Genomic DNA, 20,325 nt, shown 5'->3' on the forward strand with positions numbered 1-20,325 from the left:
TCGTCCAGGCCTTATTGGGACTCTCAGCGCGAACTTTCCTGGCATTGTCTATGTCGCGTTTTAGGCACAAAAAAGCACTCCCGCGAGCCGTTTTCACGATTCAAGGGAGTGCTCTTAGGTTTTAAGACTTAGTAGTCGCGACGTCCACCGCTACGGCTTCCGCCACCGAAGCGCTTTTCGCCACCGCCGCGTCCGCCACCGAAGCCGCCGCGTCCACCGCCGCCGCCGAAGCCGCCACGTCCGCCGCCGCGTCCGCCACCGAAGCCACCGGAACGCTTACGGTCGCCGTAGCCACCGCGGTCCGAATCTTCAGCTGGGCTGCGACCGTTGTCTAGCTCCAGGTTGATGGCTTCGCCACCAATGCGGGTGTTAGACAGTGCACGCCACTGGTCTTTGGTCAGCTCTGCTGGCAACTCGACCAAGGTGTGATCCGAACGGATATCAATGCCACCGATTTCGGAGGAGTTGAAGCCGCCTTCGTTGGCAAGTGCGCCAACGATGGAGCCCGGCTGAACGCGGTTCTGACGACCCACGGCCAAACGGTACATTGCGTTGCCTTCCGCTGCAGTCTTACGACCACGTGGGGCACGCTCGCCGCGTCCGCCTTCACGCTCGCCACGTCCGCCTTCGCGGTCCATGCGAGCCTTCTTCGAAGGTGGGATCACTGGCTCGGTCATCAGCAGTGGGCGACCACCCTGAGCCATCAGTGCCAGTGCAGCAGCGATTTCAAGCTGGTCTAGGTCTTCGTGCTCTGCAGCAAAACGCTCCACGATTTCACGGAAGGTGCTCAGATCCTGACCACTGATGGTCTGATCGATGCGATCGGTGAAACGCTGGATACGACGGTCATTGACCGTGTCCAGGGAAGGAAGCTGCATCTGAGTCACTGGCTGGCGGGTAGCCTTTTCGATGGCACGCAGTAGGTACTTCTCGCGTGGGGTCATGAAGAGGATCGCGTCGCCGGTACGGCCTGCACGGCCGGTACGGCCAATGCGGTGCACGTAGGACTCGGTGTCGTGTGGGATGTCGTAGTTGATGACGTGGGAGATGCGTTCCACGTCAAGGCCACGGGCAGCCACGTCGGTTGCGACCAAGATGTCGATCTTGCCCGAACGCAGGTTCTCGACGGTGCGCTCACGCTGCTGCTGTGGGATGTCACCGTTGATAGCTGCGGCGGTGAAGCCCCGAGCCTTCAGCTTGTCGGCAAGATCTTCGGTAGCCATCTTGGTGCGAACGAAGGCGATAACGCCTTCAAATGGTTCGGATTCCAGGATACGAGTCATGGCGTCGAGCTTGTGAGCTCCCATAACCTGCAGGTAACGCTGGGTGATGTTGGTGCCGGTCGAGGTGTTCGACTTGACCGAAACTTCCTGTGGGTTACGCAGGTATTCGGCAGCAATGCGGCGAATGGTGCGTGGCATGGTTGCGGAGAACAGTGCAACCTGCTTGTCCTTTGGAGTCGACTCCAAGATCTTGTCGACCTCTTCGGCGAAGCCCATGCGAAGCATTTCGTCGGCCTCATCCAGTACTACGTACTGAAGGTTGGACAGGTCCAACGAACCCTTGTTGATGTGGTCGATGACGCGGCCTGGGGTACCGACAACAACCTGTGCGCCGCGGCGCAGTCCGTTAAGCTGTGGGCCGTATGGCGAGCCACCGTATACCGGAAGGACGGTGAAGTCGCTCAGGTACTTGGCGTAAGAAGTGAAAGCCTCAGCAACCTGAAGAGCCAGCTCGCGGGTTGGAGCTAGAACCAGGATCTGTGGGGTGCGAGCTGGACCGTTAAGGTCTGCAAGCTCAGCCATGCGGGACAGTGCCGGCAGCGCGAAGGCTGCGGTCTTACCGGTACCGGTCTGTGCCAGACCAACTACGTCACGGCCTTCAAGAAGCAGTGGGATGGTGGCTGCCTGGATTGGCGATGGCTTCTCGTAGCCTAGGTCGGCTAGTGCTGCAAGCACTCGGGCGTCAAGACCAAGTTCGCTGAAAAGCACGGTCGGCTCTTCGGTGGTCTTTTCGTCATTGGTGTTTACGGGCATGTCTGATGACACGAAGAATTACCTCATTCGTTTGGGGAGGGCCTACCCGTCCCCAATTTAAGAACGACGCATAGGCTACACAGTAAGAAAACTACTCACGCTCATCAAGCGCTCCCCTATGACATAAAAACCGCGCACACACTTGGCGGAAGAAATACAACACGAGAAGGCTCTTGCCTCAAAAATTGGGCTAGATGCAAGGAAACCCTGATGTTCGCGAACACCTAATACTATCGACAAGTAGGCTCATTTGTCAGCGTGGGTGCCGTGTGAGTTCGGGCACCGCTTGCAAAGTGGGCCGTAACACTAGGTCTTGACGCTAGGCTGGGAGACGTGAAAAAGCCCGTAACTCCCCCGCCAAATACCCTGCCAACACCCGGTGCCTTGCGCATTTCGCGGTTCGTTTGGATCTTGGCCGGGGTGCTCTTTTTAGGCTTCGCCGCGAATCTGGCCTTCGATGTCTTCGATGTTCGGCCCTTAGATCTTGGCCCGCTGGCACTAGTAGTGCTCTTGGCCGTGGCCGGAATAACTATCTGTTTCTTAGCCGTACGACTGTGGAAGGGCGAACGCTCCGCACGCGCCCAACTGACTTGGATTGGCTTAATCGCGGCTCTACCCACTTTGCTGCGCATGGGACGGTATTCGATCCTCGCCGCGGTGGTGCTTCTCGCGGTGCTGCTGATGTGGACCCCGGCAAGTATCAAATACTTCAAACTCACCTCACCGAAAACCAGACAAAAATAATTCCGGCGTTAAAAACTGCGGGGCTCGTGAACCAATTGGTTCACGAGCCCCACAGTATTTTATGGCTTACAACGCGCCGAAAGCACGATCCAAGTCATCGATCAGATCTGCAACATCTTCGATTCCTACCGACAGACGAAGCAGGTTTACCGGAACTGCCAGCTCGGTGCCCTTGACCGACGCGTGGGTCATCTCCGATGGGTAGTTCATCAGCGATTCAATTCCGCCGAGGGACTCTGCCAGCGTGAACAGCTTGGTGCTTTCGGCGATCTTACGCGCGGCAGCCTCACCACCGGAGAACTGCACGGAAACCATGCCACCAAAACCACTCATCTGCTTCTTGGCAATGTCGTGACCTGGGTGATCTTCGAAGCCTGGGTAGAGCACGCGCTCAACTTCCTTGCGTTCACGTAGCCAGTGGGCCACCTTTTCAGCGTTTTCGTTGTGTGCGCGCATGCGCACACCCAGAGTCTTCAGACCACGAGTGGTCAAGAAGGCATCCATGGGGCCCGAGACGGCACCTACGGCAAACTGGATGAATCCGATCTTCTCGGCCAGCTCATCATCCTTCACGATGACCGCTCCGCCAACAACATCGGAGTGCCCACCGATGTACTTGGTCGTGGAGTGCACCACGATATCTGCGCCCAGGGTCAACGGCTGCTGCAAGAATGGGCTGGCGAAGGTGTTGTCAACGACCAGCAGTGCGCCTGCGGCGTGCGCGATTTGTGCGACCTTCGCAATGTCGGTGATGGTCATCATTGGGTTTGAAGGAGTCTCAACCCAAACCAGCTTGGCCTTGTTCTTTTCAATTGCAGCGGTTAATGCCTGCTCATTGGACATGTCCACCGGAGTGTTGCCAATGCCCCACGCACCAAGGACGCGGTCAATGAGGCGGAAGGATCCACCGTATGCGTCATTGCCCAAGACAATGTGATCGCCGGGGCGCAGGATTGCACGGATCAGTGAATCTTCGGCGGCCAGACCGGAGCTAAAGGAAAAAGCGTGCTTGCCCAGTTCTGCACCGGCTAGCTGTGCCTGCAGCGAGTCACGGGTCGGGTTGGTTCCGCGGCCGTATTCGTAGCCGTTGCGCAACTTGCCGATGGCTTCCTGCGCATAAGTGGTGGAGAAATGTACCGGTGGGACGACGGCGCCGGTGTGCGGTTCAAATTCCTGTCCGGCGTGTACGAAACGAGTGTTTGATCCCTGAATGTTTTCGGTCATGACGTTCCTGTCCTGTTGAGTCAATGTTTAGCGGGTTACGTAGGCCAGCAGGTCCGACGCGGTCAGCGCGGCCTGAATTTCGCCACCGTCGGTCAACAAGACCGCCGGGTGCGTGGCAAGTAGTTCCTGGGCACGGTCTAGGCTTTCGCCGACGCCCAGCAGTGGGATGGGAAGCTGTTCGAGCTCAGCTAATGTGCTGGTAGCTTCGGCCCCGGCCAATAGGGCGTCGGTGAGCGTGGCTGCACCGATCACCGCACGGATCTCTCCGATACGTGCAGGTAACTGCGCGGTGCCAACCACTAGTGCTTCGGCTCCGGACTCGCGCAGCTTCTTTGCGGCTTCGGCCAGGGTAGTTTCTGCGCTCACAGTTGGCTGTGGCTGAGTGGCCAATGCGCGAGCAATTTGCGCCAGCTTCATGTTTTCTTCTCCGGTGAAGCCTTGGGTCAGCATCCACGAGTCATTAAAAATCTTTGCCAGGTAGCCGCGTCCACCGTCGGGAGCAATGACCACCACGACGTCGTCTTCACTCAAGTTTTGAGCCACACGTAGCGCGGCGACAATCGCCATACCCGAAGAGCCGCCAAGTAGCAGCCCTTCTTCCTTGGCCAGACGGCGCGTCATCGCGAAGGACTCTGCGTCGTTGACCGGCTCCACCACATCGGGTACGGCCGGATCATAGTTGCCTGGCCACATGTCCTCGCCGACACCTTCGACAAAGTATGGCCGTCCGGTACCGCCGGAGTACACCGAACCGTCTGGGTCTGCGGCAATCACCTTGACCGGGCCGCTGGCTCGGTCAGCAGATATTTGCTTCAGGTAACGTCCGGTGCCGGTGATCGTTCCGCCGGTGCCGGCACCAATTACTACGTGGGTGAGCAAGCCGTCGGTGTCGTTCCAGATTTCTGGGCCGGTTGATTCGAAGTGGCTATCGGGAGCTGCTGGGTTAGAAAATTGGTCTGGCTTGTATGCGCCGTCGATCTCGCGGACCAGCCGGTCCGAGACGCCGTAATAGGATTCTTCAGATTCTGGGGCGACCGCTGTCGGCGTCACCACCACCTCGGCGCCGTAGGCTCGCAAAACATCGCGTTTTTCTTCGCCCACCTTGTCGGGAGTGACAAAAATTGTTTTGTATCCCTTGAGCTGACCCACCATCGCCAGCCCCACACCGGTGTTGCCACTGGTTGGTTCGACGATAGTTCCGCCAGGCTTCAATTCGCCACTTTGTTCGGCACGCTCAACCATTTTCAAGGAAATGCGATCCTTGATAGATCCGCCCGGGTTCAGGTATTCCAGCTTGACCAACACGGTGGCTTTGATACCGTCGGTCACCCGATTGAGTTTGACGAGTGGCGTGTTGCCAATCAGATCTAGAACTGTAGACGCATACTTCATGTCAAGAACTTTACCGGCGCTTGTCACACATGTCGTGGCGGTACGTAGCTTTGCGTCATGCAATAGCGTGAAAGTATGGGAAATGTTAGTGAGAGGAAGGGTTTTGACAGTATGCACTTTGATGCCATGACCGGCTCTTACGACCCGCAGCGTCCGGTAAGTCTGCAGAAGTCGTTAGGGATTTTGCGTCGTGGTCTGGGCGACCCAACGATCCGGCTAACCGAAGCCGAGGCCTGGCTGGCGTTCGCCAGCCCGTTCGGCGATGCCACGTTGCGCATCACTAAACACTCGCTGAACTCTGCCGCACACTGTGAAGCGTGGGGTGCTGGGGCACCCTGGGCCATCAAGCACGCACCGGATCTCCTGGGTGCCTCCGATGATTGGTCTGGCTTTGATGAGCCGGATTTTTTTTCTTCTTTGCCCGAGTTGGTCCAGCATCAACGTGTACTACACCGCGACTTGGTGCTGCCGCGAACCAATAGAATTTTTGACCACGCCGCCGGGGCTATCCTCGAACAACGAGTCACCGGCATCGAAGCGAACTATGCCTGGCGTTGGCTGATCCGGCACCATGGACGTCCTGCTCCGGGGCCGGCACCGCAGGGACTAGCGCTTTTTCCTCGCCCCGAAGAACTTGCAAGGCTCAAAAGGTGGGACTGGCAGGCCGCCCGAGTAGAACAACAACGCGCACAAGCCCTAGGCAGGCTTGCGGTGGCGGCGAGCCGTCTAGAATGGTGGGCTGCCAGAGATCTGAGAGCAGAAAAGCCCCATACTTCAGGCGCAGGAACGATTGAGTCAGCACTGTTATCTTTGCCGGGCGTCGGACCGTGGACTGTGGCAGAAACCTTGCAACGTTCGCATGGTTCACCCGACCATATTTCCGTTGGCGATTACCATCTGGCTGGTTTTGTCGGCCAAGTACTTATTGGGCGTCGGGTTGATGATCTGAAGATGCTTGAGCTTCTTCAGCCTTTTTCGGATCATCGGCAACGGGTGATCCGGCTGTTGCAGCTTTCGGGACAGAAAAAACAAAGCTTCGGGCCACGCTACGCCCCGTTAGATCACCGAGGTCGTTAGCAGCCCGAAGCTATTAATAGTGCTTTGTGTATTACTCCGCCTGTGCAGCTTCCTCGGCGATTTGCGCGTGTACCTCAGACATGTCAATGCCCTTCACCGCGGTGACTAGATCTTCAAGCTGAGCCTGGTTCAAAACACCAGGCTGCGAAAAGACGAGGACCTTTTCACGGAACGCCATCACGGTAGGAATCGAGGTCACGTTAGCTGCTCGTGCCAAACCCTGCTCCGCTTCGGTATCAACCTTGGCGAACACGACATCCTGGAATTTTTCCGAAGTCTGTTCATAAACCGGGGCGAACTGACGGCAAGGACCGCACCACGCTGCCCAGAAATCAACGAGCACAATGTCATTGTCTGCAATCAGCTGGGCGAATTCTGCTTCGCTCACATTTTTAGTTGCCATGCCTACACGGTATCTGAATTTATCCGCAAGTACGTAGCTTGGAGAGATTGGACGCAGTAGCAAAGCACAAAATTCAAGACTTTTAAGTAATGTCTCCGGGATGCAAAAAACTCCCAGATCTTTCGATCTGGGAGTTATCTGTGGCAGATACTGGATTCGAACCAGTGAAGGCGTTGCCAGCTGATTTACAGTCAGCCCCCTTTGGCCACTCGGGTAATCTGCCATGTTTGTTCACGTCGGAACGAGAAATAACTCTACAGGAGTTTTTGTAGCTTGTGAAATCGAGAGGGGCATTTTTGATGTAAGCCTGATCACAGCCGAAATTCTTCTCGCTAAACCGGTAGGCTATGAAGCGAATTGGACCCGTAGAACACCAAGGAGAAATCACATGGCTAGCGATTCCACATTTGATGTTGTCAGCAAGGTAGACAGTCAAGAAGTCGCCAACGCAATGAACCAGGCTCAGAAGGAAATCGTCCAGCGATACGACTTCAAGGGCATCGGCGCAGAAGTTGATTTCAGCGGCGAGAAGATCCTGATGAAGGCGAACTCTGAAGAGCGCGTCAAGGCTGTACTGGATGTCTTCCAGTCCAAGCTGGTCAAGCGCAACATCTCCCTGAAGTCCTTGGACGCCGGCGAGCCTTACGCATCGGGCAAGGAATACCGCATCGAAGCATCCATCGTTGAGGGTATTGCTCAGGATGTTGCCAAGAAGATCAACAAGCTCATTCGTGATGAGGCACCCAAGGGAGTCAAGTCCACCATTCAGGGTGATGAGCTGCGCGTATCATCGAAGTCCCGCGATGACTTGCAGGCCACTATGACGCTGCTTCGTGGTTTCGACGAAGCAGACCTACAGTTTGTGAACTTCCGCTAGACGCACACCGCGTAAGGCTTCTAAGCCACACGCATAAAGGGCGTCGTTGCCACTCTTGGCAACGACGCCCTTTGCTGTTTCACAAGCTATTACTGCCCGCGTGCCATCGCTTGAAGTCGAGCCACCCGGTCATCCATCGACGGGTGTGTGGAGAACATCTGCTTCAGACGCGAACCGAAAGGGTTAGCAATCATCAGGTGTGAGCTGTTGACCAGCTTCTGATCCTGGGGTGCCAGCGGGGCGGCGCTGATGCCCGACTCCAAGCGGCGCAGAGCACTAGCCAGCGCCAGTGGATCACCGGTGAGTTTGGCACCATCTTCGTCCGCGTCGAACTCGCGGGTACGGCTGACTGCCATTTGAATCATCGAGGCGGCCAGCGGGGCCAACAAGGACATAGCAATCAACGCGATGGGATTAACGTTGCGGTTATCGCGTCCACCGAAGAACAACATGAACTGTGCAACAGAGGTGATGACGCCTGCTACCGCGGCGGCCACCGAGGAGGTGAGGATGTCACGGTTATATACGTGCATTAGTTCGTGGCCCAGTACTCCGCGCAGTTCACGCTCATCGAGCAGCTGCAAGATCCCTTCCGTGCAGCAGACCGCGGCGTTTTCCGGGTTTCGGCCGGTGGCAAAAGCATTAGGTGAGGTAGTTGGCGAGACGTAGAGGCGCGGCATCGGCTGTTGCGCATTGATCGACAGCTCACGGACAATGCGGTACATGCCTGGCTGGTCCGCCTCGGTGACCGGATAGGCCTGCATAGAGCGCAGCGCGATCTTATCGCTGTTCCAGTATCCGTAGGCAGTGGTACCCAGACCGACCAGCGCAAAGATCCAGATAAAGGAACTATTGCCGCTACCGACGGAAATGAGCGAGCCGAGCGCAAGCAACAGGGCAAACATGCCGCCGAGCAATAGCGCAGTCTTAAAACCATTGTTATGTTTATGCACTTAGGTCCACTCCCCGTGTCCGTAATCCCGATACCTTTAGTGTATTTGAACGACCGGCCCGAAAGGTTTGTTCCCCGACGAGTCGCTGCGCGGGCCCTAAGGTGACTACTATCACCTAGTGTGACTGTGAGGCGCTGCGGGACATACGATCAACAGATAATGCGCGGGTCTGCGGATCGCGTGAACTTTTCAAGACATGGCGGAAGAAGACACGAATAACTCATGAGTTCCGGCAGCAATAAACCAGTTCGCTCCGAACATTCCTTGGGCCTGATCCAAGGCACCGCAGCGTACCTCATTTGGGGTTTACTCCCCCTGTACTTCCTGTTCTTACCGCAGATCTCAGCCTTTGAATTTGTTGCTGTGCGGATCGTTTTCTCGCTGATCTTCTGTATGTTGCTGTTGCTAGCCACCAAACAGATTCGTCTGTTCATCAGCATGTTCAGAGACGGCAAAACGGTGGGCAGACTCGGCCTTGCCAGCGTTCTGATTGCGGTGAACTGGACGCTGTACGCCTTTGCGATACTCACCGGCCACGTTTTAGAGGCTTCGTTGGGGTACTTCATTAACCCCATCGTCGCGATTGTCCTGGGCGTGATCGTCTTGAAGGAAAAGCTCAGTCGCCTGCAGTGGCTTTCCTTGGCCGTTGCCGCGCTTGCAGTGATCGTATTGACGGTCGGTTTGGGCCGGGTCCCCTGGATCTCCTTGGGCTTGGCTTTCTCCTTTGGATTCTATGGACTGGTCAAAAATCAGGTCGGCAAAAGTGGCACCGCGTTGGGTGCGCTCACCATGGAAACGCTACTGCTGACCCCGCTATCACTCATTTTCTTGGGCTGGACGATGTTCCACGGCACCTCGGTGTTTACCTCCGTAGATGTCCCAACCTTTGCCTTGCTCGCCATCAGTGGCATTATCACGGCTGTACCGCTACTGCTCTTTGGCGGAGCGGCCCGTCGTCTTCCACTGAGCACCTTAGGTTCCTTGCAGTTCTTGGCACCGATTATGCAGTTCATCCTGGGCCTACTGGTATTCGGTGAGTCAATGCCGGCGGAGCGTTGGATTGGCTTCGCGCTGGTCTGGGTAGCGGTAGTACTCATTGTTTTGGACATGGTGCGTACCCCACGTGTTGGCCCGGGGCCTGAACCCAAAAAAGTCAGCTGAACAATTCATTCATTAAATAACGCGGGGGCTGGTTCGTTTAGAACCAGCCCCCGAATTATTTACTCAAGAATTAGGCGTGCTTGCGAATCGCCGCTTCAAGAACGTCAAATGCTTCGCTGAGCAGCTCGTCACTGATCACCAATGGTGGCAGTAGGCGCACTACGTTGCCGTAGGTACCGCAGGTGAGGATCAGAACACCTTCTGCGAGGCATTCCTCGGCAATCTTCTTCGTCAGTGCGGCGTCTGGTTCCTTGCCGCCAGCCTTGACGAATTCAATGGCGACCATTGCGCCACGTCCACGGATGTCACCCAGTGCGGAGATTTCCTTTCGGATAACACCAAAGCGAGTGAAGAACTGCTCTTCGATCTGGCGGGCTCGCCCGGCCAGATCCTGCTCTTCCATGAACTTGATGCTCTCTAGCGCTGCAGCCACGGCCACAGGGTTGCCACCGTAGGTGCCGCCCAGTCCGCCACCGTGGACCGAGTCCAATAGTTCGGCGCGACCAATCAGGCCCGACAGCGGCATGCCGCCAGCGATGCCCTTAGCCACGGTCACCAGATCTGGTTCGATACCTTCGATGTCCGAGGCGAACCATGCGCCCGAGCGGGCGAAGCCTGCCTGGACTTCATCTGCAATGAACACGATGCCGTTTTCCTTGGCCCACTCAGCCACGCGTGGCAGGAAGCCGGTGGCGGGAACGATGAAGCCGCCCTCGCCCTGGATCGGTTCGATGATGATCGCGGCGATCTGATCTCCGCCAATCTGCTTCTCCATGGCCAAGATTGCGCGCTCTGCGGCTTCTTTACCTGAGATGTTGGGGTTTTCTTCGCGGTATGGGTAGCTCATTGGCATCCGGTAGATCTCAGGAGCCAGCGGGCCGAAGCCACGCTTGTAGGGGGCGGCCTTGGCGGTCAAGCCCATGGTGAGGTTTGTACGGCCGTGGTAGGCATGGTCAAAGGCCACCACTGCCTGGCGTCCGGTGGCTACGCGAGCAACCTTGATCGCATTTTCTACTGCTTCGGCGCCCGAGTTGAAGAATACTGCGCGCTTTTCAAAGTGGCCCGGAGTGATCGTCGCTAGCTTTTCGGCCAACTCGATGTAATTCTCGTACGGTGCCACCATGAAGCAGGTGTGGGTGAATCGAGCTGCCTGCTCGGCAACTGCCTTGGCTACCGCTGGGTTCGACGCACCGACGGTAGTGACCGCGATACCCGAGCCGAGGTCGATGAGCTGATTTCCGTCCACGTCAACGATGATTCCACCGTCTACATCGGCTGCGTAGACCGGCAGGCTAGAAGCAACGCCGGCTGCGACTGCCTTGGCACGGCGGGCGGCCAGTGCCTGGGACTTTGGACCTGGGAAGGCGCCATTAATCTGGCGCTTCTGCTCGATGCGGTAAGTAACGTCCACCGTGATTCCTTTCAAAAAAATATCCGGCTCTAGTTCGGCCGGTATGACTCTAGATAGAACACTATGGCCGGGATTCGTATCGATCTACCAATACCGGCACAAAAATGAACCACCTTCATAGTGCACTTGCACAAGAAAGGTCTCCGCCCCACGAATCTAGAATTCGCGGGGTGGAGACCAGATGACTTTGTGGTTACTCGTTACCCGTTGGGGCGAGCTCTATATCGTCATCCTGCTTCTCGGGATGGCGGGATAGATTCCACAGGCTTAGCGCCAAGCCGCCCCAAATGGTCAGCATGGAGATGATCATGAAGGTAATTGCGATTCCACTCATGGCTAGTACTCCTTTCCAACTGGGTCTGGCAACTCTTCTGCCTCAACTTTTTGCTGGTGTTCCTCAAATTCTGGATCATTCAGCTTAGACTTCTTGCTCCATGGGACCAAGGACATCAATACCGCGCCAACAATCAGCGCACCAGCCATGCCCCAACCGAAGACACCGTTGAACCAGACCGGGTAGCCCGAGTAAGACTCGGAAATTTTGGTCTGGACTTCATTGATCAACATGTAACCCAGCGCAGCCGGGCCCACACCGCCAACCAGAACCATCCAGCCGGTACCCAACTTGATCGAGCTGTGACGGTTCAGGTGCTTAGCCAAACGCGGCAACATGCCCAGACCGGCACCGAAGACAATCACGATAACCAAGGCGCATGCGAGGATGCCGAACTGGTTCACGAAAGCGTCCATGGTGTCCAGCAGGTAGAGGCCCGTGGTTGTCGGGAAGAGAACCATCGAGATAAACGCCACCGGAACGGTAACCACCAAAGTGGCGGACTTGCGGTTCCAGCCCAACTTGTCCTGGAACGCGGCAACGATTACTTCAAGGATCGAGATCAACGAGGTCAACCCTGCGAAGACCAGCGAGCCGAAGAACAGCACGCCGATGACCGAACCAAATGGTGCGGCCGAGACGATGGTCGGGAAGGCGATAAACGCCAGGCCGATACCACTGGTGGCTACGTCGCCAACGGCAGAGTTCGCGTTGTATGCCATGAAGCCAAGAGCTGCGAAGACACCAATGCCTGCAAGCAATTCGAAGCTGGAGTTAGCGAAAGCTACAACGTAACCCGAACCGGTCAGGTCACTCTTGCGCTTCATGTAGGAGGAGTAAGTGACCATGATGCCGAAGGCTACGGACAGCGAGAAGAAGATGTGACCGAAGGCCGCAGCCCACACACCTGGGTTCTGCAACGCTTCGAAGTTCGGCGTGAAGAATGCGTTCAGGCCGTCAATTGCGCCAGGCAGGAAGACCGACTGAACTACGAGGATCACGAACATCACGATCAGCAACGGCATGAAAATACCGTTGGCACGCGAGATGCCCTTGTTGACGCCTGCCACCATGATGATGATCGCCACGAGCCAGACGCCGAGCATTGGGCCGAAGACGCCACCGACGATATCCAAGGAGACACCGGCCTCCGGGGCAACCTGTAAGAAGTCTTCCATGAAGAAGGTCGCGGCATCGTCGCCCCAGGCCTTCGTGATGGAGAACCAGCAGTACATGGCGGCCCACGCGATAATGGCCGCGTAGTAGATCGCGATGACGAAGCAGATTAGAACCTGCCACCAGCCAAGCACTTCTGCTTTGCGGCTGGCTCGGCGGTACGCCAGCGGAGCCGAACCGCGGTAGCGGTGGCCGATCGCGTAGTCCAGAAATAATAGTGGAATACCCGCGCAAAGTATTGCGACAAGGTATGGGATAAGGAATGCGCCGCCGCCGTTTTCGTAGGCGACATAGGGGAAACGCCAGATGTTTCCCAGTCCAACGGCTGAACCAATCGCCGAGAGAATAAAAAGCTTGCGCGACGAGAACGTCTCGCGCTTGCCTTCAGCGAGTGGAGCGCCCTTTTTCAAAGATGGAGTGCTCATGGCACTAAACTAGCCTAAATAGTTCACATTATGGGCAATTTTTTGATAATAATGTCCAGTATCTGAACAAGTTAGTTTTTCGGGAACTTTACCGAGCACTCTAGAATTGCCTTATGGCAATCACTTTACGCGCCCTATTGGCTATTGACGAGCTGGACTTACGTCCACTAAACGATCATTCCACAGCCAACAACACCGCAATCACCTGGGGCGCGGTTACCGAACTTCTCAACCCAGCGGATTTTCTCACAGGCCGTGAAATTGTCCTCACCACGGGTGTCCGGCAAAAAACTACTGCAAGTCAACGCGAGTTCGTGAGAACCCTTGCCGAGAACGATGTGGTGGCTTTGGGATTCGGCACCGGGCTGGGACATAAAAATGTTCCAGCCACAATCCTACAGTCAGCAAATGAAGTTGGGTTGCCCGTCTTTGAGGTCCCCTACCAAATTCCTTTTGCCGCGATCACCCGGGTGATCGCCGAGGCATTGAATGCCGACCACCTCAAACGCCTCGAACGCCTCCTACGTTCGCACCAGAAACTGACGCGGGCGCTGCTCTCCTCAGATCTGCAAACGATGCTTGGCGAACTAGCGCGAATCCTCAATACCCATGTCGCACTGACCTTATATGGCGAATGCATCAGCGGTGACTTCGATCCACAGCGCGATTGGAATAGTCTGCCGGTAGCCACCGGCATCCGCGATAAATGTGTCTTGCACCTCGCCAAGCCCTATGCGGCAGACCCGCTCATCGAGTACGCGCAGTCATTGGTTGGTTTGGAAGTGGCCAATAACGCCCGGCTACTTTCCTCTGAACGTCAGTCCAATGGGCAGGTACTAGCGGATCTCGCCGCGGGCACCCTCACCGGAGCGGACGCGGCGGTCCGCGTCGGGGCCCTGGGGCTGAACCCAAAGCGCGAGCATGCGGTGATCCTCATCCAGACCACCGCTCAACCAGAACGATTACACGCCTTGCCGCTGCCGGCCGAACTCAGCTCACAGGTTTCGGTGATCGTGGAGGATCGCCTAGCGATTATTGTGGCGCACAATCAGCTCCAGGCGTCGGTAGCTCGCTTGGATACATATCTAGACGACGCCGGGATCACCGCTCGGGTAGGTTATGGCGGACGCTATCCAAACACCACCGGCATCCGCTGGAGCTACTTTGAGGCCTTGGAAGCACTGAGTCATGGTGATCGTGTTAATGTTCCAAATAAGTTGTCATTGACCTCGCTCTTGCTTGCCGCACGTGATGTGCCACTCCAAGACCTCGCCGAAGAGGCCTTAGGCCCCATCAGAAAATTTGATGCAACTCACGATTCAGATCTAGAACAAACACTGCGCGAGTACTTAAATCGTGATGGTTCGGTCGGCGCAGTCGCTGAATCATTAGGGTTGCACCGCAATACCGTGCGCTACCGATTGCAACAAATCGCCGAACTGTCCGGATACGATCCGAACATCACCAGTGATCGGGTCCAGCTGTGGATCGCGTTGAGCGCACTTGAACTGGGCTAATTCTCGATAGGATAAAGACATGGCTGACATGTTTCTTGAGAAGTTCCGTTCCCTCGTCCCGAAATACCTTGAGGACAAGTGGAATGAAGCTGACGGGTTGAACGCCGAGGAGCTGGCCGAGGGCCTAGCCCAGTCCGGCGTCTCGATTCCGTTTGTCCTCGAAGAGTTCTACCTCGCGGTAGGTAACAACGAAGACTTCACCGAGGCCTACCACTTCTTCTTTGATCCCGAAGAACTAGAAATTGACGGGGAATACCTGCTCTTCCTAGAAGACGAAGAAGAAAAATACGTGTGGGGTTTCAAAACTTCCCAGCTTTCGGTGCCAGATCCAATCGTTTACCGCCGTAATAACTCGAAGGGAACATGGACCAGCGAAGAAGGCACCTTCAGCGAATTCACCTTTGACATGTTCAGCTGGGTCTTTGAAGAACTAGCAGCTGAACTGGATGACTAGTGCTCCATAGCTCCCACGAACCAACGGACTATCAGTGCCCGTTTTGCGAATTGCTCAACGACCAGCCTTTTAGCCCAGATAATCTGTGCGCGCCAAGCGACCTGATTTATCGCACGCCCTTGGTTGCCGCCATCATGGCTTGTGATGGCTTCGGGAATTATGGCGGTCACGTGATGATCATTCCCACCGCCCATCTGGAGGCGCTCTATGATCTGGATGAGCAAACGGGTTCTGCCATCATGTGGGAAACCAAACGGGTTGCCTTGGCGATGAAGTTGGCGTGGAATCCCGCGGGCACCAGTACCAGGCAACACAACGAGCCTGCAGGCAATCAGCATGTCTGGCATTATCACCAGCATGTTTTTCCGCGCTACGCAGACGATGAGCTGTACCGCCAGCTACGCCACCGGGTCTCGGTTGAAGACCGCGCACGCAAGGCTCTGGAGCTTCGTAGCGCCTTATTCTCCGCCGAGCACCCCTACCGGCTGACCGACGCCGACATGGTTCGCTAAAAATACTTAAACAAACGCTGCCTGCTCTTCGGAAGAAGAACAGGCAGCGTTGGTGTTTAAAACTTAGGCCTCGCGGGTGACAACCGCATCAGCGAAGGAAATCAGCGCTTGCTTGATAGTTCCTTCGGGTAGCGGCGCAAGAATCTGAATTGCATCATCTGCCCACCGGCGGGCTACGTTCCAGGCTTCCTGAGTTGCCGGGTGCGCGGCTACGGCGGTGACCGCCTGTGCCAATGCTTCATCGGTGCTTAGATCCGCATCGACCAGCTTCACCGCGGCTTGCGCCTGGGTGTCACCGTGCTCGGCTGCCTGACGTAACAGCAGGATCGGGAGGGTCGGGACGCCTTCACGAAGATCGGTTCCGGGGGTTTTGCCCGAATCTGATTCTTCGGAAGCGATATCGATGACGTCATCGGCAACTTGGAAAGCCACACCGACCTTTTCGCCATACTCGCGCAGCACCTCAACAAACTGTGGGCTGCCACCAAACTTGGCGCCGAAGGCTCCGGAGGTTGCCAGCAATGAGGCAGTCTTATCGCTGATCACCTGAATATGGTGGGTGATCGCATCGTCGTTCTCGCGTGGCCCAATCGATTCGTGCAGCTGGCCTAGGCACAACCGCTCGAAGGTTCGTGACTGCCAGCGCACGGCCTCTGGGCCAAGCTCGGATCCGAAGACCGAAGCGCGGGCGAAGATCAAGTCGCCGGCGAGGATCGCCACGGAGTTGCCCCACACCTCGTGGGCGGTGGGTGCCCCGCGACGCATCGGCGCGGAGTCCATCACGTCATCGTGGTAAAGGGTCGCCAGATGGGTCAATTCGACCACTGCGGCGGCTTTGATCACGTCGTCGTTGATGCCGTCGCCCAAAAGTGCTGTGAGCAGCACCAACAGTGGGCGCACACGCTTTCCGCCGGCCTCGACGAGGTGACGGCTGGTGGCATCAATTAGCGGGTCGGAGTTGGCTATCGCGTCTCGCAGTAGCTTCTCAACTTTGGCCATACCCACGGAGATGGCAGGGCCAAACTCCGGGTCTTCGGCAATCAGCGCGAAGCCCGACGGAAGACTTATGGCCGCAGCAAGTACCGCGGTTTCAGGATTCAGCTCAATCGAGTCGGACACCTCGTGGCCGGCTGCGGTCCAGTTGCTCTTGGAATCAGTCACTGTTTTACGGCTTACTTATCTTTCATCGGGTTGGTCATCGCAAAGAACGAAGACTCCTTGCATGCCAAATGCACGCAAACTTCACTCTAGCCGATGCTTACCACTGAGCGTCTTCGGGCACTCCGCAACCGCCGTTGATGACCGGCGGAGCACCAGAACTGTATTTGTCCCTGAGTTTACCGGTTGATCCATAGTGTGCGGCACCGACCCGCTACATCTCACGTGGGTGAGCAGCAACACCTAGCGCTGACCAACGCGGGTGCGCCGCGGTAGGCTTAGCCCTATCATGTCTGCCGATTCGACCGCACTCACCCCCACCGCGCACCAATCCCCGGCACCGGCTTTGACCAGTGTCACCTTCAAATTCCAGGATGCCGCGCAGTCACTTATTTCCGACTCCTTAAGACACCACGCGATGGTGTGGACTCGAAATGGAAATGGCCTCGTTGGATTCGGCGTGGCCGCCCAAATCCATACTCAAGGTGAAGAGCGCTTCGCTCAGGCACGGGCGTGGTTCGCGCAGATCATCAAGCTGGCACAAATCACGGACCCGATCACCCGACCGGGCAGTGGACTGGTGGCCTTCGGTTCCTTCGCTTTTTCTTTCACTAGCTCTTTCGCCTCACGTTTGGTGATCCCCGAAGTGGTACTCGGCAAAGATGGCGAGCATGCATGGATTACCGTGACCGGCACGGCCGAGAAGCTTGCCGGGATGCAGTTTGCCGACGCGTTGGCGCTGGCCGAGGTCAAGCTGGCGCAGGCCGCCATTGCGGCCAGCGCTCCGGGTGAAATTGAACTAACCACCGGACAGCTCACCGCAGGTTCCTATTTGGAAGCCGTCACCAAGGCGCTGGGACAGTTTGAAGATCGTGGTATCTCCAAACTGGTCTTGGCGCGCGATATTGTGGCCCGCAGCAGCTCCCCGATTGATCTGGCTTCCGTGTTGCGCACGCTGACCGAGCAGTACGGCAATTGCTGGACCTACGCCGTAGATGGCTTGGTAGGTGCGACCCCTGAAATGCTGGTACGTGTCACCAACGGACTTGCCGAGGCGCGTGTCTTGGCTGGAACCTTGGATCGTGCCACCGCCGGGGCAGACGCTACCGGGTATGCCCACGCGCAGCTCTTCGAAGATCCCAAGCAGCGCCACGAGCATCAGCTGGCCATCGATTCGCTCACCGAATCCCTGAACCCGATCTCGCACGGCATGCAGTCCCCGGAAGAACCTTTCATTTTGCAGCTACCCAATGTCTGGCATCTTGCCAGCGACGTGCGCGCCGAATTGCGCGCGGATGCCGAGGGGCAGCTGCCCTCCGCATTGGACGTCGCGGAGATTTTCCATCCAACGGCAGCGGTGTGCGGTACCCCTACTAAGCGGGCCGGGGTGCTTCTTCGTGAACTTGAGGGTCTAGACCGTGGGCCTTACGCGGGTCCGGTGGGTTGGGTAGATAGCCGTGGTGACGGAGAATTCGGCATCGCTTTGCGCGGCGGCATGCTGGAAACCGAGAACATGATGCGGCTCTACGCCGGGTGCGGCATCGTTCCCGGTTCGGTGCCAGAAGCAGAACTTGCCGAATCTTGGGCAAAAATGCGCCCGATGCGTCAAGCCTTACAGGCCGAATAGAGTCTTGTGCATGGTGTTTTTTCACAGATTCTGAGCATAAGTAATACTTACGCTTGAGCCGACTTGTGTGATGGAAATCTCGGTCTAGTGTCTCCGTGGTTATGATTGTGCCTACGCACTGATCCACTCGCATTACCGAAAGTAGGTTCTGATCCTATGCGTCGAATCAAGAAGAACTTCGTCTCAACGCTCGCCGTCTCCTCGGTGGCACTACTAGCACTGACCGCATGCGGCTCCTCGGGCGGAAGCGACAGCTCCTCCGACGAGGCAAGCTCCGGCTTCCCGGTCAACGCCGGAAAGTTCACCGTCTGCTCCGATATTCCTTACGAGCCCTTCGAATTCGTCAAGGACGGCAAGAACGTCGGCTTCGACATGGACATCGCCGCAGAAATCGCCACGGATGCCAAGCTGGAACTTAATGTCATCGATGCTAGCTTCGACTCGATCGAATCCGGCTTGTTCAGCGTCCAGTGCGACGTGGCAATCTCCTCGGTCTCCATCACCGATGCTCGCAAGGCAAAGATGGACTTCTCTACCCCTTACATGGACGATGATCTGGTCTTGATCGCCGCCGACGGGTCCGGAGTTACCGACATCGAGTCCGCCAAGGGCAAGAAGGTCGGCGTTCAGCAGGCAACCACCGGCGAGAAGTACGCCAAGGAACAGGGCCTGAAGGACACCATCGGTTACGAGGATGCGGGCCTCCAGACCCAGGCGCTTCTTGCAGGTCAGGTTGACGCACTACTGGGTAACCAGTCGGTGCTCGGCTACACCATCAAGGACAAGCCAGGCTACAAGGTTGTCGCCGACTTCAAGACCGGCGAGCAGCTAGGCGTCGCGGTTCCAAAGGACAAGTCCGAGACCCTGGACCTCGTCAACGGCACCCTGAAGCGTCTGACCGATGCAGGCACCATGGAAGAACTAACTGTGAAGTGGTTCGGCGAGAAATAATCCTCCGCCACTAACAGTTTTCAAAGCGAGCGGGGCATAGGCCGCAAACCAACGGTGTTGGGCCTATCCCCGCTCCCTTTATGAGAGGTAATTCAGCATGGCAATGACCACGAGTCAGCGCGCCCGCATGAGCAAGACCATCCAAATAGGCATTTTTGTCATCGCCATCGTTGCCGTCATCGCAGCCGTGGACTGGGATAAGACGGCGTACGCCTTCTTCTCCTTCGACAAATTGGGACCGATGTTCCCAGACATGATCCTCATCGGTCTAAAGAACACCATTTTCTACACCATAATCTCCTTTGCTTTCGGCCTCGTTCTGGGTTTGATTTTGGCATTGATGAAGATGGCGTCTTTCGCACCCTACCGTTGGTTTGCCACGGCATTTATTGAATTCTTCCGCGGTATTCCGGCCATTCTGGTGCTGTTGGCCTTCGGTTTTGGTCTGCCTCAGGCATTCGGAACTAACTGGCCACAGCCGGTCAACGTGATGTTCGCGTTGGGTCTGGTCTCGTCGGCATATATCGCAGAAACCCTGCGTGCAGGTTTGCAGGCAGTGCCTAAGGGGCAGACTGAAGCTGCTCGGTCCCTGGGTATGCCAGCATGGCGGGCCATGGTCACCATCGTGATCCCGCAAGCCTTCAAGATTGTGCTGCCACCGATGACCAACGAAATTATCCTGCTGACCAAGGACACCTCCTTGGCGTTCATTCTCGGTGCATCATTCGCCCAGTACGAGATGACCAAGTTTGGTCGCGACGGCATTTCATCGCTTGACGCCGGTATCACCCCGCTGGTTGTCGCAGGCCTGTTCTACCTGGTTATCACCATTCCGTTGAGCCTGGTTGCCCGTAAACTTGAGTCACGCAGCGCGCGGACCCAGCGATAGTTAG

At 56.7% G+C, this 20,325-nt stretch carries 20 protein-coding genes and 1 tRNA gene; 10 read left to right on the top strand and 11 right to left on the bottom strand.

The annotated features are described in order from the left end of the window. Positions 1-128: 128 nt before the first annotated feature. Complete coding sequence (locus IEX04_RS08620; protein ID WP_096256955.1) at positions 129-2,036, bottom strand: DEAD/DEAH box helicase; 1,908 nt, start codon at positions 2,034-2,036, stop codon at positions 129-131. 333 nt (positions 2,037-2,369) lie between these two features. Here IEX04_RS08620 and IEX04_RS08625 point away from each other — a divergent pair, with 333 nt between their 5' ends. Then, positions 2,370-2,780 (top strand): hypothetical protein, encoded by a 411-nt coding sequence (locus tag IEX04_RS08625; RefSeq protein WP_096256956.1) that lies wholly within the window; start codon positions 2,370-2,372, stop codon positions 2,778-2,780. A gap of 66 nt (positions 2,781-2,846) precedes the next feature. Here the strand turns inward: IEX04_RS08625 and IEX04_RS08630 are convergent, their stop codons facing one another. Further along, positions 2,847-4,004, bottom strand: coding sequence for a cystathionine gamma-synthase (locus IEX04_RS08630; RefSeq protein WP_096256957.1), 1,158 nt, complete (start codon positions 4,002-4,004; stop codon positions 2,847-2,849). A 27-nt stretch (positions 4,005-4,031) separates the two neighbouring features. Beyond that, entirely contained in the window at positions 4,032-5,396 is a 1,365-nt protein-coding gene (locus IEX04_RS08635) for a pyridoxal-phosphate dependent enzyme (RefSeq protein ID WP_188685126.1), read from the bottom strand. A gap of 111 nt (positions 5,397-5,507) precedes the next feature. Between IEX04_RS08635 and IEX04_RS08640 the strand changes: the two genes are divergently transcribed. Continuing rightward, positions 5,508-6,473: a DNA-3-methyladenine glycosylase family protein gene (locus IEX04_RS08640; RefSeq protein WP_188685128.1), complete on the top strand. Its 966-nt coding sequence runs from the start codon at positions 5,508-5,510 to the stop codon at positions 6,471-6,473. A 31-nt stretch (positions 6,474-6,504) separates the two neighbouring features. On the opposite strand, the gene trxA is transcribed toward IEX04_RS08640, so the two are convergent. Together trxA and IEX04_RS08650 are read right to left on the bottom strand one after the other, a co-directional pair. Next, positions 6,505-6,876: a thioredoxin gene (gene trxA, locus IEX04_RS08645; RefSeq protein ID WP_096257081.1), complete on the bottom strand. Its 372-nt coding sequence runs from the start codon at positions 6,874-6,876 to the stop codon at positions 6,505-6,507. A 141-nt stretch (positions 6,877-7,017) separates the two neighbouring features. Continuing rightward, positions 7,018-7,099: transfer RNA gene (locus IEX04_RS08650), tRNA-Tyr, on the bottom strand. Positions 7,100-7,264: 165 nt separating this feature from the next. Between IEX04_RS08650 and IEX04_RS08655 the strand changes: the two genes are divergently transcribed. Continuing rightward, positions 7,265-7,753: a YajQ family cyclic di-GMP-binding protein gene (locus tag IEX04_RS08655; protein WP_096256959.1), complete on the top strand. Its 489-nt coding sequence runs from the start codon at positions 7,265-7,267 to the stop codon at positions 7,751-7,753. A gap of 89 nt (positions 7,754-7,842) precedes the next feature. Here the strand turns inward: IEX04_RS08655 and htpX are convergent, their stop codons facing one another. Further along, positions 7,843-8,706: a zinc metalloprotease HtpX gene (gene htpX, locus IEX04_RS08660; protein ID WP_096256960.1), complete on the bottom strand. Its 864-nt coding sequence runs from the start codon at positions 8,704-8,706 to the stop codon at positions 7,843-7,845. 222 nt (positions 8,707-8,928) lie between these two features. Between htpX and rarD the strand changes: the two genes are divergently transcribed. Beyond that, complete coding sequence (gene rarD / locus IEX04_RS08665; RefSeq protein WP_096256961.1) at positions 8,929-9,867, top strand: EamA family transporter RarD; 939 nt, start codon at positions 8,929-8,931, stop codon at positions 9,865-9,867. A 70-nt stretch (positions 9,868-9,937) separates the two neighbouring features. On the opposite strand, the gene gabT is transcribed toward rarD, so the two are convergent. The 3 genes from gabT to IEX04_RS08680 form a co-directional block, all read right to left on the bottom strand. After that, complete coding sequence (gene gabT / locus IEX04_RS08670) at positions 9,938-11,278, bottom strand: 4-aminobutyrate--2-oxoglutarate transaminase (protein ID WP_188685129.1); 1,341 nt, start codon at positions 11,276-11,278, stop codon at positions 9,938-9,940. A 193-nt stretch (positions 11,279-11,471) separates the two neighbouring features. Beyond that, positions 11,472-11,612 carry a methionine/alanine import family NSS transporter small subunit gene (locus IEX04_RS08675; protein WP_096256963.1) on the bottom strand — a complete coding sequence of 47 codons (141 nt, stop codon included), beginning with the start codon at positions 11,610-11,612 and terminating at the stop codon, positions 11,472-11,474. A 2-nt stretch (positions 11,613-11,614) separates the two neighbouring features. Further along, complete coding sequence (locus IEX04_RS08680; protein WP_188685131.1) at positions 11,615-13,213, bottom strand: sodium-dependent transporter; 1,599 nt, start codon at positions 13,211-13,213, stop codon at positions 11,615-11,617. Positions 13,214-13,326: 113 nt separating this feature from the next. On the opposite strand from IEX04_RS08680, the gene IEX04_RS08685 reads away from it, so the two are divergent. Continuing rightward, entirely contained in the window at positions 13,327-14,730 is a 1,404-nt protein-coding gene (locus IEX04_RS08685) for a PucR family transcriptional regulator (RefSeq protein ID WP_188685133.1), read from the top strand. A 19-nt stretch (positions 14,731-14,749) separates the two neighbouring features. Beyond that, complete coding sequence (locus IEX04_RS08690) at positions 14,750-15,184, top strand: hypothetical protein (RefSeq protein ID WP_096256966.1); 435 nt, start codon at positions 14,750-14,752, stop codon at positions 15,182-15,184. Here the strand turns inward: IEX04_RS08690 and IEX04_RS19085 are convergent. Continuing rightward, a complete protein-coding gene (locus IEX04_RS19085) occupies positions 15,181-15,354 on the bottom strand; it encodes a hypothetical protein (RefSeq protein WP_308422411.1) in 174 nt (57 codons plus the stop codon). The genes IEX04_RS08690 and IEX04_RS19085 overlap by 4 nt on opposite strands. On the opposite strand from IEX04_RS19085, the gene IEX04_RS08695 reads away from it, so the two are divergent. Beyond that, complete coding sequence (locus tag IEX04_RS08695; protein WP_308422410.1) at positions 15,319-15,696, top strand: HIT family protein; 378 nt, start codon at positions 15,319-15,321, stop codon at positions 15,694-15,696. The two genes, IEX04_RS19085 and IEX04_RS08695, sit on opposite strands and share 36 nt — an antisense overlap. Before the next feature lie 63 nt (positions 15,697-15,759). Here IEX04_RS08695 and IEX04_RS08700 read toward each other — a convergent pair whose 3' ends face one another. Further along, entirely contained in the window at positions 15,760-16,857 is a 1,098-nt protein-coding gene (locus IEX04_RS08700) for a polyprenyl synthetase family protein (RefSeq protein WP_096256968.1), read from the bottom strand. A gap of 286 nt (positions 16,858-17,143) precedes the next feature. Here IEX04_RS08700 and IEX04_RS08705 point away from each other — a divergent pair, with 286 nt between their 5' ends. From IEX04_RS08705 to IEX04_RS08715, 3 genes are all read left to right on the top strand, one after another. Beyond that, positions 17,144-18,481 (top strand): isochorismate synthase, encoded by a 1,338-nt coding sequence (locus IEX04_RS08705; RefSeq protein WP_188685137.1) that lies wholly within the window; start codon positions 17,144-17,146, stop codon positions 18,479-18,481. Between the two features lie 156 nt (positions 18,482-18,637). Further along, on the top strand, positions 18,638-19,432 hold the full coding sequence (locus tag IEX04_RS08710) for an ABC transporter substrate-binding protein (RefSeq protein ID WP_188685140.1): 795 nt from the start codon (positions 18,638-18,640) through the stop codon (positions 19,430-19,432). A 97-nt stretch (positions 19,433-19,529) separates the two neighbouring features. Beyond that, positions 19,530-20,321 carry an amino acid ABC transporter permease gene (locus IEX04_RS08715; RefSeq protein WP_096256971.1) on the top strand — a complete coding sequence of 264 codons (792 nt, stop codon included), beginning with the start codon at positions 19,530-19,532 and terminating at the stop codon, positions 20,319-20,321. Positions 20,322-20,325 lie beyond the last annotated feature (4 nt).

This window comes from Glutamicibacter ardleyensis, assembly GCF_014644555.1.
Classification (GTDB): domain Bacteria; phylum Actinomycetota; class Actinomycetes; order Actinomycetales; family Micrococcaceae; genus Glutamicibacter; species Glutamicibacter bergerei.

Coding starts and splice junctions, on each gene's coding strand:
- IEX04_RS08695 (WP_308422410.1), top strand. CDS start 15,319: ATGGCTTGTGATGGCTTCGGGAATTATGGCGGTCACGTGATGATCATT.
- IEX04_RS08705 (WP_188685137.1), top strand. CDS start 17,144: ATGTCTGCCGATTCGACCGCACTCACCCCCACCGCGCACCAATCCCCG.
- IEX04_RS08640 (WP_188685128.1), top strand. CDS start 5,508: ATGCACTTTGATGCCATGACCGGCTCTTACGACCCGCAGCGTCCGGTA.
- IEX04_RS08715 (WP_096256971.1), top strand. CDS start 19,530: ATGGCAATGACCACGAGTCAGCGCGCCCGCATGAGCAAGACCATCCAA.
- IEX04_RS08635 (WP_188685126.1), bottom strand. CDS start 5,396: ATGAAGTATGCGTCTACAGTTCTAGATCTGATTGGCAACACGCCACTC.
- IEX04_RS08630 (WP_096256957.1), bottom strand. CDS start 4,004: ATGACCGAAAACATTCAGGGATCAAACACTCGTTTCGTACACGCCGGA.
- IEX04_RS08655 (WP_096256959.1), top strand. CDS start 7,265: ATGGCTAGCGATTCCACATTTGATGTTGTCAGCAAGGTAGACAGTCAA.
- IEX04_RS08680 (WP_188685131.1), bottom strand. CDS start 13,213: ATGAGCACTCCATCTTTGAAAAAGGGCGCTCCACTCGCTGAAGGCAAG.
- IEX04_RS08690 (WP_096256966.1), top strand. CDS start 14,750: ATGGCTGACATGTTTCTTGAGAAGTTCCGTTCCCTCGTCCCGAAATAC.
- IEX04_RS08620 (WP_096256955.1), bottom strand. CDS start 2,036: ATGCCCGTAAACACCAATGACGAAAAGACCACCGAAGAGCCGACCGTG.
- IEX04_RS08675 (WP_096256963.1), bottom strand. CDS start 11,612: ATGAGTGGAATCGCAATTACCTTCATGATCATCTCCATGCTGACCATT.
- trxA (WP_096257081.1), bottom strand. CDS start 6,876: ATGGCAACTAAAAATGTGAGCGAAGCAGAATTCGCCCAGCTGATTGCA.
- rarD (WP_096256961.1), top strand. CDS start 8,929: ATGAGTTCCGGCAGCAATAAACCAGTTCGCTCCGAACATTCCTTGGGC.
- IEX04_RS08710 (WP_188685140.1), top strand. CDS start 18,638: ATGCGTCGAATCAAGAAGAACTTCGTCTCAACGCTCGCCGTCTCCTCG.
- IEX04_RS08685 (WP_188685133.1), top strand. CDS start 13,327: ATGGCAATCACTTTACGCGCCCTATTGGCTATTGACGAGCTGGACTTA.